Here is a 14244-nt window from a genome sequence, read left to right on the forward strand (position 1 = left end):
CCGCAGCGGTTTGGGGACTGTCCCCAAATGGTAGGGGGTTATTACTTGGTGGGCTCCACGACAAGGGTGTCCTCGTAGTCGGCGCCGTAGGTGGAGAGCAGGGTCTTCTCGTAGTCGGTGTGGAAGAACTTCTTGCCGCCGAGAGTGTAGAGCTCGTCGTTGACCCAGGCGAGCAGCTCGTCGTTGCCCTTGGCCACGGCCGGAGCGATGGTGTCCTTGTCGCCGAGCTCCTCGATGCCCACGACGTACTCGTCGGTGCCGGAAGACTTGGCGAAGGCAATGACCTCGGTGTTGTCGTTGGCCCAGACGGCGTCCTTGTTGTTCTCGAAGGCGGTCTTGGCGGCGGCGTAGGTGTCGTACTTCTCGAGCTTGAGGTCGGGGTTGTGCTCGGTGAGGTAGGTCTCGGCGGTGGTGCCGGAGATCACGATGACGGTGCGGTCGCCCACCTGGGAGAGGTCGGTGACGACGTTGTCCTTGTGCGAGACGACGCCGAGCGCGACGTTCATGTAGGCCTCGGCGAAGTCGACCTTCTCGGCGCGCTCCTCGGTCACGGTGAAGTTGGCCAGGATCAGGTCAACCTTGTTGGTCTCGAGGTACTCGACGCGGTTGGCGGCCTCGGTGGAGACGAACTCGACCTCGACGCCCAGGTCGGTGCCGATCTGGCGGGCAAGCTCGACGTCGTAGCCCTGGTACTCGCCGTTCTCGTCGACGTAGCCGAAGGGGCTCTTGTCGGAGAAGACGCCGATGACGATCTTGCCGGACTCCTTGATCTCGTCGAGAGTACGGTAGCCGGAGGTGCTGGCGGAGGAGTCGCCGCTGGAGCTGGAGCCGCCGTTGGAGGTGGCGCTGATGCTGCAGCCGCCGAGCGCGACGGAGGCGGTGAGGGCGGCCGTGGTAAAGGCGCCGAAGAGGAAGTTCCTGCGGGAAATGCTGGATGCCATGATGTTCTCTCCTATGATTCGTTCGATTGGCCCTACCTGAAGGGCTCCTGTAATGGCAGGGACGAGTAAAGCACTTAATTCCTAGCTGAACAATAGGATTTATTGTTACGAATCAACGACACAGGTCGGATTATGCCGCTTACCTGCACAAACGGACAATATGCACCCATTGCTCGCAATTCCGATAACCAGTTATCTGAACGGAGCAGGGCCCGACAGCAGGCAATCGGAGGGCCTAGGCGACCCACGGGACCGAGCGTCCCGCAGCCGGCAAGGCGCCCCAAAGCACAAACTCTGACTTTTTGCACTATAAAATTGAGCCCGGCGAGTAGACCTGGAAACGACAGCGCTTGCCAACTGGGCAAACGCCGCCGCAAATCTCTCGGCTACTCGCCAAGCTTGATTTTAAAGTGTAAAAGGTCAGAGTTTATGCCCTTAGCCCCGCCCGAAGCGCCGCCGCGGCCTGCCTTACGCCTCGTGCGTGCGGGTTGCATTCATGGCCAGCGTAAAAGTGATGACGTTCCCTTGCAGGTCGGTGGTAAGCTCCATCCCCATTCCATCGGCAAGAGCTTTGGCTATCGCCAGGCCCAAGCCCGTTCCGTTACCGGAACGCGAAGAGTCCGCCCGATAGAATCGGTCGAACAGCGCCGAAGGATCGATTGACCGGGGATCGGCGACCTCGTTCGACATGGCCAGAAGAACTTTGGCACCCTCCCACCGCTCGACGCACCTCAAGGCCGATCGACCATGCCGAATCGCATTGGTGACCAGGTTCTCGAGGATTCGCTCAAGAGCGGAGGCGTCCGCTTCGACCTGAACGGCTTCATCCTCGAAGGAAACCGCCGGCTCCAAGGACAAGAGCTCCGCCTCATGATTGTCCAACACGCCAAGAAGCGCAGGCAGGAGAGGAGTCGGCGCAAGGTCGTAGGTCTTATCCGGGTCCGAGGCGCGCGTAAGGTCGAGCATCTGGTCGAGGATCGCTGAGGTGGCGCCGATACGGCCCAGGGCCGCGTTGATATGATCGACCGCGCCGACGACCCCGCCGGATTCGCCGGCCCCATCCTCAAGCACGGCAAGCTGAAGGTGGCCTCTAGCCGCAGCAAGAGGGGTCCGAATGTCGTGGGAAAGGTCGGAGAGCATCCTGAGGAGATCGGAGCTTCGCTTTCGCTCCTTAAGCGCAAGGCCTCGTTCTTCGTCAAGGGCCGAATTAAAGGCGGTTGCGAGACGCTTGAAATAGCAAAACGGCAGGTAAATTGCAAGTTTTTCGGAGCTTCCGGGCACGCGCCGCTCGAGCACGGATGCGGCCCTTCTCGCCTCGCGCGCAATCAAAGCCAAGGCAAGCGCAAAACCGATGAGAAACGCGAGTATTACGACGAGCACCGACATAACAAGCCGCACCTCCCGACCGGCGCGATACCGGCCGCAACGACAATGGCGATAAGGACCAGGTACGTAAGGGCGGCCGACACGAGCAGGCTCGCGCCCCCGACGTATTTAGCCGTCAGGTCAAGCACGTCGGCGCATAGGGCCTCCATGATGGAGTCGGGAAGCAGCAGCCTGATCGTCCCCGCAACCGAGAACCCCGGGCCCGCGACGCCGAGCGCAGCCGAGACGAGCATGTCAGCCGCACCGGAAGAGAGCAGCGCAGCCGATACGACTCCGGCCCAGAGCCTTCGTGCAAGCAGGACGAGGCACCCTGCCATAAACAAATAGAAGGTCGAATGAAGCAGGGCCAGCGAAAACCATATCGCCCCGACATCCGCCCCCGTTGGAAGCGACGTATGGATCCACCCGAACGCATAGCAGGCCAAATAGGGCGCTGAACCGACAGCAAGAAGGGCTAGGCTCGTCAGCGCGCTTATGACGAAAGCCTCGGCGAGAATCTATCGTCTACCGACGCCGGAAGCGACAAGCCCTCCCGCATGACCCGAGGCGATCCCCCGATGCAGGAAGTATGCGACTGCGACGGAGCTGACCACGGGCACAAGCCCGCCAGACAGGCAGGTCGCGCCGATGGCGGCCGTTATGGATGGAGCGGAGCTCAGCGAGACGATTCCAGACCCAGGCGTAAGCAGAACGAAGGCAGGTGCCGAGTTTCCCGAAATCGACGCATAAAGAGAAAAACCGCCGTATATTGACGCCAGCAGCACAACGAGCGGCGCAAGAAGGAGCTCGGGAGCCCTTCTTGCTCGGAGGAAATCGGCGGAGAGCATCGAAATCAGCATCCTGGCCCCTCCTCTCCCAAAGCATCGGGTGCGAGCGCGCTCGTCTCCGTAAGCTCGACGATGCGCTCCGGGAAGCGGTCGAGCAGCCTGGAGACCTCATCCAGATTGCTGCCGGCAACTTCCAGCAAACCGCGTTCGGTGAGCGCAATGTCGGCGTCCGGGAGTGCGTTTTCCAGGCGAACAAGGGTCGTCTCTATATTGGACGTCCTTACGCGGACCCGCCGCTTCAAAATGCGGCGAAGCTCATCCGGAGTGTATTCATGACGAACTCGCCCCTCAGCGAGTATGCCGATTCGAGTTGCGAGCGGCATCAAGGAGCCGGCCTCCCTCACGGCGATAAGCAAGGTAAGGCCGTTCTCGGATGCCAGGCGTCGAAGCACAGCGACCATTCTCGAGCGGTCGATCGGATCGAGGCCCAGAAGAATGTCGTCAAGAATGAGCAGGTCGGGAGATCCGACTAGACCCCAGGCCAAGCTTGCCCAGGCTTTTGCCCCAGCGGGGAGCACACCGATCTTTGTCTCGGCGTCCGCGTCGAGCGCGAAGCGCGCCAGCAGCCCCCCGACGACGACGTCGGGCCGCGGCACCCCGAGCGAGATTGCGCGAACCATGAGGTTGTCTTTCACGCTCAAGCTGACAAAGAGGGCTGGATGACCCACGACGGCCCCGACGCGACGACCGTACCGGGCATACTTGGCGCCGAAGAGTCGGACGGTTCCGGAGCGAGGCGCCGTCTGACCAGACGCGACACCCAGCAGGCTCGTCTTGCCAGAGCCGGGTTTTCCCACAAGAAGGTAGACGTCGCCGGTCTCGATCGAGAGGCTCGCGCCCGCCAACACCTCTCTCCCATGGAAACCGACCTTGATATTCCTCAGCTCAAGGGCGGGCATCCTATGCACCGCCCTGCGGCACGAGTTTGAACCCGACGCCCCACACCGTCTTCAAGTAGCCGTCGGTGCCCGTCGGCCTCAATTTGGCGCGCAGCGTCAAAAGTCGGCGTCATGGCGGCCAGCCTCATCGTCGCTTACGCACTCTGCTCGTTCGTCGCATGTGTTTTGTACGGCGACTTCTCGATCTGGGCCGGCATGTTGCTGCAGGTAAGCGCGCTAATCGTTTCGTATCTTTCCGTGTTCTGCTGCGTTGCCCTGCTTATCGGCAAGTTCGTGAACGCCTACTTCGTCTATCTCGTTTGGTGGCTTGGCGCCTCGGTCGCCGTGGCAGGCGATTCGGGCCTGGCGCCCCTTATCCAGCGCTTTGACCAGAACGGCGGCCTGTATGCCGAGACCATTCTCCACATGCAGGGCTCGGAGTCGTTCTTGGCTGACCAGGGACAAGCAATCGCCGGGTGCTTTGCATATGCGGCAACCCTGCTCGCCGTCGGCGCGCTCATCTCTCTCGCCGCAAAAAGGAGGTTTCTGCGCAATGGTATTTAACAACGTCGGGCTCGTTATCACGGATTGCTGCAATGCCCGGTGCGAGATGTGCTGCTCCGGCCGAAAAGACGCTCGCGAGCGCGCCGTAACCCTAACGCCCGGCGACATAGATCTGGTCCTTGACCAGGTGCGCGAATATTGCCCAGGCGTACTCTGTGACGACGGACATCGTCGGGTGCTTCTTTGCCGACTCCATCCAGCCTGGCGACATCCTCAACGAGCTCGGCGAGTACGCGTACAAGACGAGGTTCGTTTATCAGCCCGTGTTTCGAACAGGCCTTGCTTCGGATTTTAGCGAGGAACGGTTCGTTCGCCTCTATGAAGTCGGAAAGGACCGGCTCTTCTGCCCCGCCCCTCGCAAAGGATCGCTGTTAATCACGTCGCGTCTCGACCTGTATCCCTGCTGCTCACAAGTGGCCCAGAACACGATCCTGCGGATCGGAAACCTGCGCGATAATCCGTTGGCTGAGCTCGTTAAGGATATGGAACACAACAAGCTGCTCGCGAAGCTCTTTACGGAAGGCCTCGACGGCTTTCTTGATGCGGCGGGCATCACCGAAGAATGCCCGAAGAGGTTGTCGGTGCCCTGCGAGGCATGAGAGCTTCTCTTCGCCGGCGGCCGTTACTTAGAGAGAATCCATGAAGCGCTCGAGCATGAGAATCAGTAGCGCCCCTGGAGTGCTTCTTGCGGAATTCGATGAGGGCCGCAGACTTGTGATGACCAGCCACAGCTGCTACGAGCCCGATGAGGCTTTATATGAAATAGTTAAGCAGAAACTTGGTCCGGAACTAAAGATGCGAACGGTGGAGGACTCGGCGGTTATGCCCCTGGCGATGGGCTTGACCATAGCGGCAAGCCTTGCGGGGCAGTTGCTTGTCCTGAGACAAGGCAACGGCATCCTATTTGCTGCCAAAAGGAAAGCGGGCGACGGTTCATCTCACCGGCATCTTCGCAAACGCATTGAGCATGGTTATCGGGAATCTCCTCATTCCGAGCGCATCCACCGCCAACGCCGCGATCGCATGGATGATGTTGCTGAACTTAGTCCCGATCATGAAGGGCGACGGTTATCAAGCCCTAGCGGCTCTTCTCGAATGGCACACCCCCGCTTTGAGCGAGAGGCGACGTGCTGCGCAGGAGTGCGCGCGCGGCATTGTGATGCTGGCGCTCGTCATCGCGCTGTCGAGGCTGGTCGCCTGAACAGACCGCGCCGTTCTTCTCCAACCCTCTCGACGTTTTGGCAAGCCGAGAAGCGCCCGTACTCGCGAATCCGATAACCAGTTATCTGAACAGTTGACGGGGCCTCTTTGGCAGGTGCGTCCCCAAACCGCTGCAGGAAATAACCTGTCCCCAAACAGCAGGGAGCTGCATTTTGGGGACAGGTTAGTTCGCGCAGGTGATGAGCGGGCGGGACGGGGTCGCGGCCCGCCTTACGCCTCGTGCGTGCGCACCGCGTCGAACTCGAAGGTGTGGAGGAACCGCTGCGCGCGCTCGGTCTGCGGGTGGTCGAAGAAGCGCTCCGGAATATCCTGCTCGACGATGCCGCCGCCGTCGAAGAAGAGCACGCGGTCGGCCACGGCGCGCGCGAACTGCATCTCGTGCGTGACGATGACCATGGTCTTGCCCTCGCGGGCCAGGTCGAGAATGACGTCGAGGACCTCGCGGACCATCTCGGGGTCGAGCGCGGCGGTGACCTCGTCGAGCAGCAGCAGCTCGGGCTCCATGGCGAGCGCGCGGGCGATGGCCACGCGCTGCTTCTGGCCGCCGGAGAGCTGGCGCGGGAAGCTGCCGGCCTTGTCGGAGAGCCCGACGCGCTCAAGCAGCGCGCGGGCCTGGGACTCGGCGTCCTCGCGAGAAACGCCGCGGGCCTTCATCGGCGCGAGGGTAATGTTGTCGAGCACCGTCATGTGCGGGAAGAGGTCATAGCTCTGGAAGACCATACCGACCTTCTGGCGCAAGGCCACGAGCTGGCGCTTATCGGCGCCGACCTCGACGCCGGCCACGCGGACGCTGCCGCCCTGGATGGGCTCGAGGCCGTTCAGGCAGCGCAGGAACGTCGACTTGCCGCAGCCGGAGGGGCCGATGATGACGATGACCTCGCCGCGCTTGACGGCAAGCGAGATGTCCTCGAGAACGACGTGGTCGCCGTAGGCTTTGCGCAGGTGGTCGACCTCGAGGAGGGCCTCGCCGGAGTTCGCGGCGGGCGCGTCGGCAGGCGTGTCGGTCGTCTGGGCCGGGGCGGCGGGCGTGGCGGCGGTGTTCGTATCTGCCATTTGTTAGTTCCACTTCTTCGAAAGGCGATTCGCGAGCAGGCTGATGGGCCAGCACACGGCAAAGTACAGGAGCATGATGGTGCCGTAGATGCCAAAGACGGCGTTGGGCGAGGTCATGCGGTTGGCCTCGATGATCTGCTGGCCGACCTTCATCATCTCGATGATGCCGATCATGAGCAGCAGCGACGTGGTCTTGACCATACGGGTGATCAGGTTGATGGCGGCGGGCACGAGGCGCCGAACCGCCTGCGGGATGATGACGTGGACGTAGGTCTGGGCGCGCGTGAGGCCGAGCGCGGCGGCGGATTCGTACTGGTGGCGCGGGGTGCTCACCAGCGCGCCGCGCACGAGGTCGCCCATCTCGCCGGTACCCCAGAAGGTAAAGACGATGATGGCCGAGAACTCGGCGGAGAGGTTGATGCCCAGCACGCGGGTGGCGCCGAAGAACACGATGTAGAGCAGCGCGAGCTGCGGCATGATGCGAACGATCTCGAGGTAGAGGCGGCTGATCACGCGCGCCACGGGGTTCTTCCACATCATAAAGATGCCCAGAAGCACGCCGAGGACGATGGAGAGCGCCACGGAGATGCCGCTGATCTGCGCGGCGATCCAGAGGCCCTGCAGCAGGCGCAGGGCGTTCGTGCCCTTGAAGAGAACATCAATTCCCAAAGCTTCCATAGCGCAGCCTCCTCTCGATGGCAGATCCCGCGAGGCTCACAGGCACAAGGATGACCAGATAGAACAGGACGAGCATGACCAGGCACTCCGTAGTGCGGTAGTAGAGGCCCATGAGGTCCTTGGTGACGAACATGAGGTCCATGAGCGAGATGGCCGAAAAGACGCTCGTTTCTTTGAGCAGGAAGATGACGTTGGCCACGAGGGACGGGAAGGCGAGCGTGACGGCCTGCGGAAGGATGACGTAGCGGACCGCCTGCATGGGGGTGAGGCCTAAGGCGAGCGACGTCTCGCGCTGGATGCGGTCGACGGACTCGAAGCCGGAGCGGAACGACTCGGCCATGTACGCGCCGCCGTGAAGCGCCAGGCCGAAGGCGCCGCAGAACTCCGGCGAGATGCTGAAGCCGAAGCGCGGCAGGCCAAAGTAGAAGAAGAACAGCTGGATGAGCAGCGGCGTATTGCGGAAGAGCTCCACGTAGGCGCGGCAGATCTGGCGCGCGACCGGGATGCGGAAGTGAACGATAAGCGCCACGGCCAAGCCGATGACGACGGCCCCCGCGATGCCCGCCCAGCCGATGCCCAGCGTGAGCAGCGCGGCGTCTTTGTACAGCGGAAGGTACTCCGCCATTGCCTCAAAATCCAAAACAAAAATCCCCTCGGTTGGTTCCCAGCGCAGAATAATACTAGTGCCGGGGTGGGAATTGAACAACCGAGGGGATGTAACAGAGTTGATAAGCGACGGCGTCGGCAACGCTTTATGGCCGACACGGCGTCACCTTTGCATCGAACTGCCTTCCGTACGACATAAAGCGAATTTCGTGCATCGAACCTCATTTCATGCGACATGATTTTGGCCCGCGAGGCGCGGCGAACGGACAAAATCGCAGGTAAGGTTTCTGAGACCTTTGCAATTTGGCCTTTTGGACGCAATTTAACGTCGCACGGAGCGCAGTTGGCCGCAGCAAAAGGCCTCTAAGTCGCACGGGGTGCAGTTCGATGCAAAAGACCGGTCGCGAGGGTCGCGCCAATGCAAGGTTTTGCCGCTCGTGCGACGTTCGGCGAGGTTCCGTGCAAGGTTTCGCCGCTCGTGCGACGTAGTTCTGGGCCGCGAGGCGCAGCGGGCGGACAAAACCGCAGGTAAGGTTTCTGAAAAGCCGCGGTTTCAGCCGAAATCACGTCGCACGGGCGGCGAAACCTTGCAGCGGGTGCGGGGAAACGTCGCACGGGCGGCGAAACCTTGCAGCGGGTGCGGGGAAACGTCGCACGGGCGGCGAAACCTTGCAGCGGGTGCGGGGAAACGTCGCACGGGCGGCGAAACCTTGCAGCGGGTGCGGGGAAACGTCGCACGGGCGGCGAAACCTTGCAAAAAGCGGCCGGCGCGGTGAAGCCGCGCCGGCCGCGTTGCTTAGCGGAAGGCCCACATGTGCTCGAGGGGTCCGGACCCGCGACCAAGGTCGAGGCCAGCGCGCAGACAACCGCACAGGTATTCCTTCGCCGCGGCGACGGCACCGGGAACGTCGAGCCCAAGCGCGAGCCCTGAGGCAATGGCGGACGAGAGCGTACATCCCGTCCCGTGCGTGTTCGGGTTGTCGATGCGCTCGGAGCGGAACCACCGCAGCTCAACGACACCGTCGGCGCCAGGCGTGGCGAGCACGTCGTTTGCGTCGTGCGTGCCGTGGCCGCCCTTGACGAGAAACGCGCAGCCAAAGTGCGCGGCCAGTGCGCTGGCTGCCGATGCCGTGTCTTCCTCGGAAACGATTTTTGCCGGGAGGTCGCCGCGCGTGGCGAGAAGCCCGAGGAGCGCCTCGGTCTCGGGGATGTTCGGCGTCACGACGGCGGCCGCGCCGAAGAGCTCGGCCGCCTCGACGCCGACGGCATCGTCGTCCGAGAGCGCGGCTCCGCTCGTGGCGACCATCACGGGGTCGACGACGATGTTGCGTGCCCCGTGCGCGCGCAGGCGCTCGGCGATTGCGCGGGCAACGTCGCCGGAAGGGACCATGCCGATCTTCACGGCGTCGGGCGTAATGTCGTCGAACACGGCGTCTATCTGCGCGGACACCATCTGCGGCTCGGTCGGCGCGACGGCAAAGACGCCGGTCGTGTTCTGGGCGGTAAGCGCCGTCACGGCAGTTTGGGCAAAGAGGCCCATGGCCTCGATGGTCTTGATGTCGGCCTGGATGCCCGCGCCGCCGGACGAGTCGGAGCCGGCGATGCTGATAACGGAGCGCAGGCGGGTGCGGCGCCCCACAGCTCGACCGAGCGCGCCGGCGAGCTCGCGCGCGGCCTCGCGGCAGTCGTCAGCCGCAAAGATCGCCGAAACAACCGCGCCGCCGTCGACGCCCGTCCCCGCGAGCTCGTGGGCGGTTCGGGCGTCCACGCCGCCGATCCCGACGACCGGAATAGAGACCGCATCGCAAATGCGCCGCAGCTCATCCATGGTAACGTCGACCGCATCGGGCTTGGTCGGCGTCGGGTGCAGCGCGCCCACGCCGAGGTAGTCGGCACCCGCAGCCTCGGCGGCGAGGGCCGCCTCGACCGTTTGGGCGCTCACGCCGACGATGGCGTCGTCGCCCAGAATCCGCCGCGCCTCGACGCAGGCCATGTCGGACTGTCCCACGTGCACGCCGTCGGCGCCGACCTCGGCGGCAAGGGCCACGTCGTCATCGATCACGAAGGGTACGCCGGCCTCGCCGCACACGGCCTTGAGCTCGCGAGCCAGCGTAAGGGCCTCGTCGTGGGCCGCGCTCTTCTCGCGCAGCTGGACGAAGGTCGCGCCACCGGCAATAGCCTCGCGGACGCAATCGGCAAGCGAGCGGCCGTGCAGCCAAGCGCGGTCGGTCACAGCATATACCAGCATCGACCTGCGGATATCCTCGGCAGACCAGCGACCTCGGCCGCACGGGACGCTTCCGGCGCCCATCTACGCCACCTTCTCGACGAGGGCGCCGGCGGCGAGCTGCTCGCCCGTCATGTTGTAGAGCGCGTCAATCAGGTACGTGCGGAAGCTCGCGTTGCCGTCGAGCTCGCCCATGCGCGCGCCGGCGACCTGGCCGGCGAGGCCCATCGCCGCGACCGCCGCGACCGCGGCCTCCAGCGCGTCGTCGTGCGCAACGAGAAACGCCGGCATAATGGCCGAGAGCATGCAGCCGGTGCCCGTGACCTTACCCATGACGGGCAGGCCGTTGCGCACGGCGTAGGCCGCGCTCGCGTCGGCGATAAGGTCGATCGCGCCTGTAACGGCAACGACGCAGCCGGCCTTCTCGGCAAGCGCGCGCACGAAGGCCGCGGACTCGGCGAGGTTGGCGTCCGTAACGGCGTCGTCGGGGTTGGCATCCACGCCGCGCGTGGCGGCGGCGGCACCGGCGACGGCGCGGATCTCGCTCATGTTGCCGCGCACGACGGTGATGGGCAGCTCGTCGAGAAGCGCGCTCGCGGTGCTCGTGCGCAGGTCGGACGCACCGGCGCCCACCGGGTCGAGCAGGATCTTGTGCCCGAGCTCCCCCGCGACCTTGCCCGCGGCGTGCATCCCCTCGATGGAGCGGGAGTTCAGGGTGCCGATGTTCAGGTCGAGGCCGCCGCAGATACGCGTGATCTGCGCGGCGTCGGCCGGCTCGTCGGCCATGATGGGGCTGCCGCCGATGGCAAGAAGCGCGTTGGCGCAGTCGTTGACCGTCACGTAGTTGGTAATGCAGTGCACGAGTGGGCAGGCCGCGCGGAGCTCATCGAGTGCAACGCCAACAAAATCAAAGTTCTTCATTATTTCTCCTCGCCGAGGTCGATGGTCAAGCCTTCCATGATGCGGTTTACGGTTCGGGCGGCGCACATCTTGCCGCACATCGTGCAGGTCCCCTCCTCCGAGGGCGGCGCCTCGGCCAAGATCTCCTGCGCGCGCTCCGGGTCCAGGGCACACTCCCACATGCCGTCCCAATCGACGCGGCGGCGGGCGTCGCTCATCTTGTTGTCGACGTCGCGGGCGTACGGCACGCCCTTGGCGATGTCGGCGGCGTGCGCGGCGATGCGCGTGGCGATAAGCCCCTCGCGCACGTCGTTGGCGTCCGGCAGCTTGAGGTGCTCGGCCGGCGTCACGTAGCAGAGCCAGTCGGCCCCAGAGCTCGCCGCGACGGCGCCGCCGATGGCCGCGGTGATGTGGTCGTAGCCGGGCGCGATGTCGGTCACGAGGGGCCCGAGCACGTAGAACGGGGCGCCGTGGCACAGGCGCTTCTGGAGCTTCATGTTGGCGGCGACCTCGTCGAGCGCCATGTGGCCGGGGCCCTCGACGACTACCTGCACACCGGCGTCCCACGCGCGTTTGGTCAGCTTGCCCAGCTCGATGAGCTCGGCGACCTCGGAGGCGTCCGTGGCGTCGTAGGTAGAGCCGCCGCGGCAGGCGTCGCCCAGGCTGATGGTCACGTCGTACTTGCGGCAAATCTCGAGCAGATCGTCGAAGCGCTCGTAGAAGGGGTTCTCTTTGCCGGTGGTCATCATCCAGCCAAAGAGCAGGCTGCCGCCGCGCGAGACGATGTTCGTCAAGCGGCCCGTCTCCATGAAGGTGTCGAGCACGCGACGGTTGAAGCCGGCGTGGATCGTCATGAAATCGACGCCGTCCTCGGCGTGCGCCTGGACAACGCTCAGCAGGTCATCGCCCGTGAGTTGGACGAGCGGGGTCTCGAGATAGCCGATGGCGTCGTACATGGGCACGGTCCCGACCATGAGCGGCGTCTTCTCGATGAGCTGGCGGCGGAATACGCGCGTCTTGCCGGAGTTGGAGAGGTCCATGATGGCATCGGCGCCGTACTTCTGCGCGATGGCCACCTTCTCCCACTCCTGCGGCGCGTCCTGGATGTCGCCCGAGATGCCCAGGTTGACGTTGACCTTCGTGCGAAGGCCCTCGCCCACGCCGTGGGCGTGCAGGTTCGCGTGGTTGATGTTCGCCGGGATGGCGATTCGGCCGTCGGCCACACGCTCCCGGACGAACTCCGGATCACGGAACTCGTCTTTGGCGACTTGCTCGATCTGTGGGGTGATCTCACCGCGACGCGCGGCCTCGATCTGCGTCATACGCACTCCCTTCGTCGGAATTACCCGCATCAGGTTCAAGGGTCGAGCGGCTACGGGTCGCTCCTCTCAGCCGGGCCATGTATCCCAGCTCCCCTGGACGATATGCAGTTGTCGGGAAAGACTATACCACGGGCGCGCGGCGAGGCTGACGCAGCATCGAACCGGCCGCGAGGGTCGCGCCGATGCAAGGTTTTGCCGCTCGTGCGACGTTCGGCGAGGTTCCGTGCAAGGTTTTGCCGCTCGTGCGACGTAGTTTTGGGCCGCGAGGCGCAGCGGGCGGACAAAACCGCAGGTAAGGTTTCTGAAAAGCCGCGGTTTCAGCCGAAATCACGTCGCACGAGCGGCCAAACCTTGCAGCGGGTGCGGGGAAACGTCGCACGAGCGGCCAAACCTTGCAAAAAGCGGCCGGCGCGGTGAAGCCGCGCCGGCCGCTTTGAGGTCAGAGGGTCGCCTAAGCCCTACTTGTAGCTCTCGGCGAGCTTTTTCCACGCGGGCATGGAGTTCACGATGGTGTCGTAGCTCACGCAGTAACCGACGCGGACCCAGCCGGGGCAGCCGAAGCTGTCGGACGGAACGGGCAGCAGCTCGAGGGCCTTGGCGCGCTCGAAGAACGCGTTGGCGTCGGGCTCGAGGGCCTTGACCCACAGGTAGAAGGCGCCCTCGGGCTCGATGTACTCATAACCCAGCTCGGAGAGTCCGCGGGTCAGCGCCTCGCGGTTCCTGGCGTAGGCCTCCACGTCGGACGGCTCGTCGATGCAGTCGACGACGACGCGCTGGAAGAGGGCCGGGGCGCAAACGAAGCCCAGCTTGCGGCCCGCACCGGCGATGGCGAAGACCAGGCGATCGTGGTCGGGGTTCGTGTTCGGCACAAGGATCCAGCCGATGCGCTCGCCCGGCAGGGAGAGACTCTTGGAGTAGGAGTAGCACACGATGGTGCGGTCGTAGATGGCCGGGACCCAAGGCACGTCGGCGCCATAGGTGATCTCGCGGTAGGGCTCGTCGGCCACGAGGTAGATCTGGGTGCCCAGGCGCTCCTCGGCGGCCTTGAGCGCACGGGCAAGGTCGCGCAGGTTCTGCTCGGAGTAAACGGAGCCGACCGGGTTGTTCGGCGAGTTGATGATAACAGCCTTGGTGCGCTCGTTGATGGCGGCGGCCACGGCCTCGACGTCGACCTGGAAGGTCTCGGCATCGGCCATGACCTCGACGCGCTTGGCGCCCGAGGTCTCGATCCAGACGCGGTACTCCGGAAAGTACGGCGCGATGACGATGATCTCGTCGCCCTCGTTGACCACCGCGTGGAACGTGATGGAAAGAGACGCCGCGGCGCCGCAGGTCATGTACACGTCGCCGCCGGCGTACTCGGTGCCGAATCGGCGGTTAAGGCTCGCGGCCACGGCCTCGCGCGCGGCCATGGAGCCGGCGCCGGCGGTGTAGCCGTGGAGCTCGGTCGGGGGCAGCTCAAGCGAGCGCTCGATGGAGGCGCGCACGGCCTCGGGCGCGGGGATCGACGGGTTACCGAGGCTGAAGTCAAAGACGTTCTCGGCGCCGATCTGGGCCTTGCGGGCGCCGCCGTACGCGGCGATCTCGCGGATGGAGGACTTCGACGCGCCGTAGGCGTAGCTCGTCTCGTTGATGCTCATG

14 protein-coding genes and 1 riboswitch are annotated in these 14244 nt (G+C 64.3%); of the genes, 3 read left to right on the forward strand and 11 right to left on the reverse strand.

The window, feature by feature from the left end; genetic code table 11:
* Positions 1-41 precede the first annotated feature (41 nt).
* From U5709_RS01290 to U5709_RS01305, 4 genes are all read right to left on the reverse strand, one after another.
* Entirely contained in the window at positions 42-941 is a 900-nt protein-coding gene (locus U5709_RS01290; RefSeq protein WP_321972586.1) for a substrate-binding domain-containing protein, read from the reverse strand.
* Positions 942-1409: 468 nt separating this feature from the next.
* Positions 1410-2327, reverse strand: coding sequence for a HAMP domain-containing sensor histidine kinase (locus U5709_RS01295; protein ID WP_321971400.1), 918 nt, complete (start codon positions 2325-2327; stop codon positions 1410-1412).
* Positions 2309-2560, reverse strand: a complete 252-nt coding sequence (locus U5709_RS01300) for a hypothetical protein (protein ID WP_321972587.1) — start codon at positions 2558-2560, stop codon at positions 2309-2311. Before U5709_RS01300 ends, U5709_RS01295 begins: the two co-directional genes overlap by 19 nt.
* A gap of 599 nt (positions 2561-3159) precedes the next feature.
* Positions 3160-4053 (reverse strand): ATP-binding cassette domain-containing protein, encoded by an 894-nt coding sequence (locus U5709_RS01305; protein WP_321972588.1) that lies wholly within the window; start codon positions 4051-4053, stop codon positions 3160-3162.
* Between the two features lie 111 nt (positions 4054-4164).
* On the opposite strand from U5709_RS01305, the gene U5709_RS01310 reads away from it, so the two are divergent.
* From U5709_RS01310 to U5709_RS01320, 3 genes are all read left to right on the forward strand, one after another.
* Positions 4165-4596 (forward strand): hypothetical protein, encoded by a 432-nt coding sequence (locus tag U5709_RS01310; RefSeq protein WP_321972589.1) that lies wholly within the window; start codon positions 4165-4167, stop codon positions 4594-4596.
* 155 nt (positions 4597-4751) lie between these two features.
* The gene (locus tag U5709_RS01315; RefSeq protein ID WP_321971396.1) at positions 4752-5195 is read left to right on the forward strand and encodes an SPASM domain-containing protein; all 444 of its coding nucleotides are present in this window, start codon (positions 4752-4754) and stop codon (positions 5193-5195) included.
* 305 nt (positions 5196-5500) lie between these two features.
* The gene (locus tag U5709_RS01320) at positions 5501-5797 is read left to right on the forward strand and encodes a hypothetical protein (protein WP_321972590.1); all 297 of its coding nucleotides are present in this window, start codon (positions 5501-5503) and stop codon (positions 5795-5797) included.
* Positions 5798-6027: 230 nt separating this feature from the next.
* Here the strand turns inward: U5709_RS01320 and U5709_RS01325 are convergent, their stop codons facing one another.
* The 7 genes from U5709_RS01325 to U5709_RS01355 form a co-directional block, all read right to left on the reverse strand.
* Entirely contained in the window at positions 6028-6870 is an 843-nt protein-coding gene (locus U5709_RS01325; protein WP_321972591.1) for an amino acid ABC transporter ATP-binding protein, read from the reverse strand.
* A gap of 3 nt (positions 6871-6873) precedes the next feature.
* A complete protein-coding gene (locus U5709_RS01330; RefSeq protein ID WP_321971393.1) occupies positions 6874-7548 on the reverse strand; it encodes an amino acid ABC transporter permease in 675 nt (224 codons plus the stop codon).
* Complete coding sequence (locus U5709_RS01335; protein ID WP_321972592.1) at positions 7529-8173, reverse strand: amino acid ABC transporter permease; 645 nt, start codon at positions 8171-8173, stop codon at positions 7529-7531. Before U5709_RS01335 ends, U5709_RS01330 begins: the two co-directional genes overlap by 20 nt.
* A gap of 777 nt (positions 8174-8950) precedes the next feature.
* Positions 8951-10465, reverse strand: a complete 1515-nt coding sequence (gene thiD / locus U5709_RS01340; RefSeq protein WP_321971391.1) for a bifunctional hydroxymethylpyrimidine kinase/phosphomethylpyrimidine kinase — start codon at positions 10463-10465, stop codon at positions 8951-8953.
* A complete protein-coding gene (gene thiM / locus U5709_RS01345) occupies positions 10466-11302 on the reverse strand; it encodes a hydroxyethylthiazole kinase (RefSeq protein ID WP_321972593.1) in 837 nt (278 codons plus the stop codon).
* On the reverse strand, positions 11302-12603 hold the full coding sequence (thiC, locus tag U5709_RS01350; RefSeq protein WP_321972594.1) for a phosphomethylpyrimidine synthase ThiC: 1302 nt from the start codon (positions 12601-12603) through the stop codon (positions 11302-11304). The genes thiM and thiC overlap by 1 nt, the downstream gene beginning before the upstream one ends.
* Positions 12593-12708: riboswitch (TPP riboswitch) on the reverse strand. (Overlaps the previous gene by 11 nt.)
* A 353-nt stretch (positions 12709-13061) precedes the next feature.
* Positions 13062-14243, reverse strand: coding sequence for a pyridoxal phosphate-dependent aminotransferase (locus U5709_RS01355; protein WP_321972595.1), 1182 nt, complete (start codon positions 14241-14243; stop codon positions 13062-13064).
* Position 14244 lies beyond the last annotated feature (1 nt).

It is taken from the genome of Paratractidigestivibacter sp. (genome assembly GCF_963660155.1).
Taxonomy (GTDB): domain Bacteria; phylum Actinomycetota; class Coriobacteriia; order Coriobacteriales; family Atopobiaceae; genus Paratractidigestivibacter.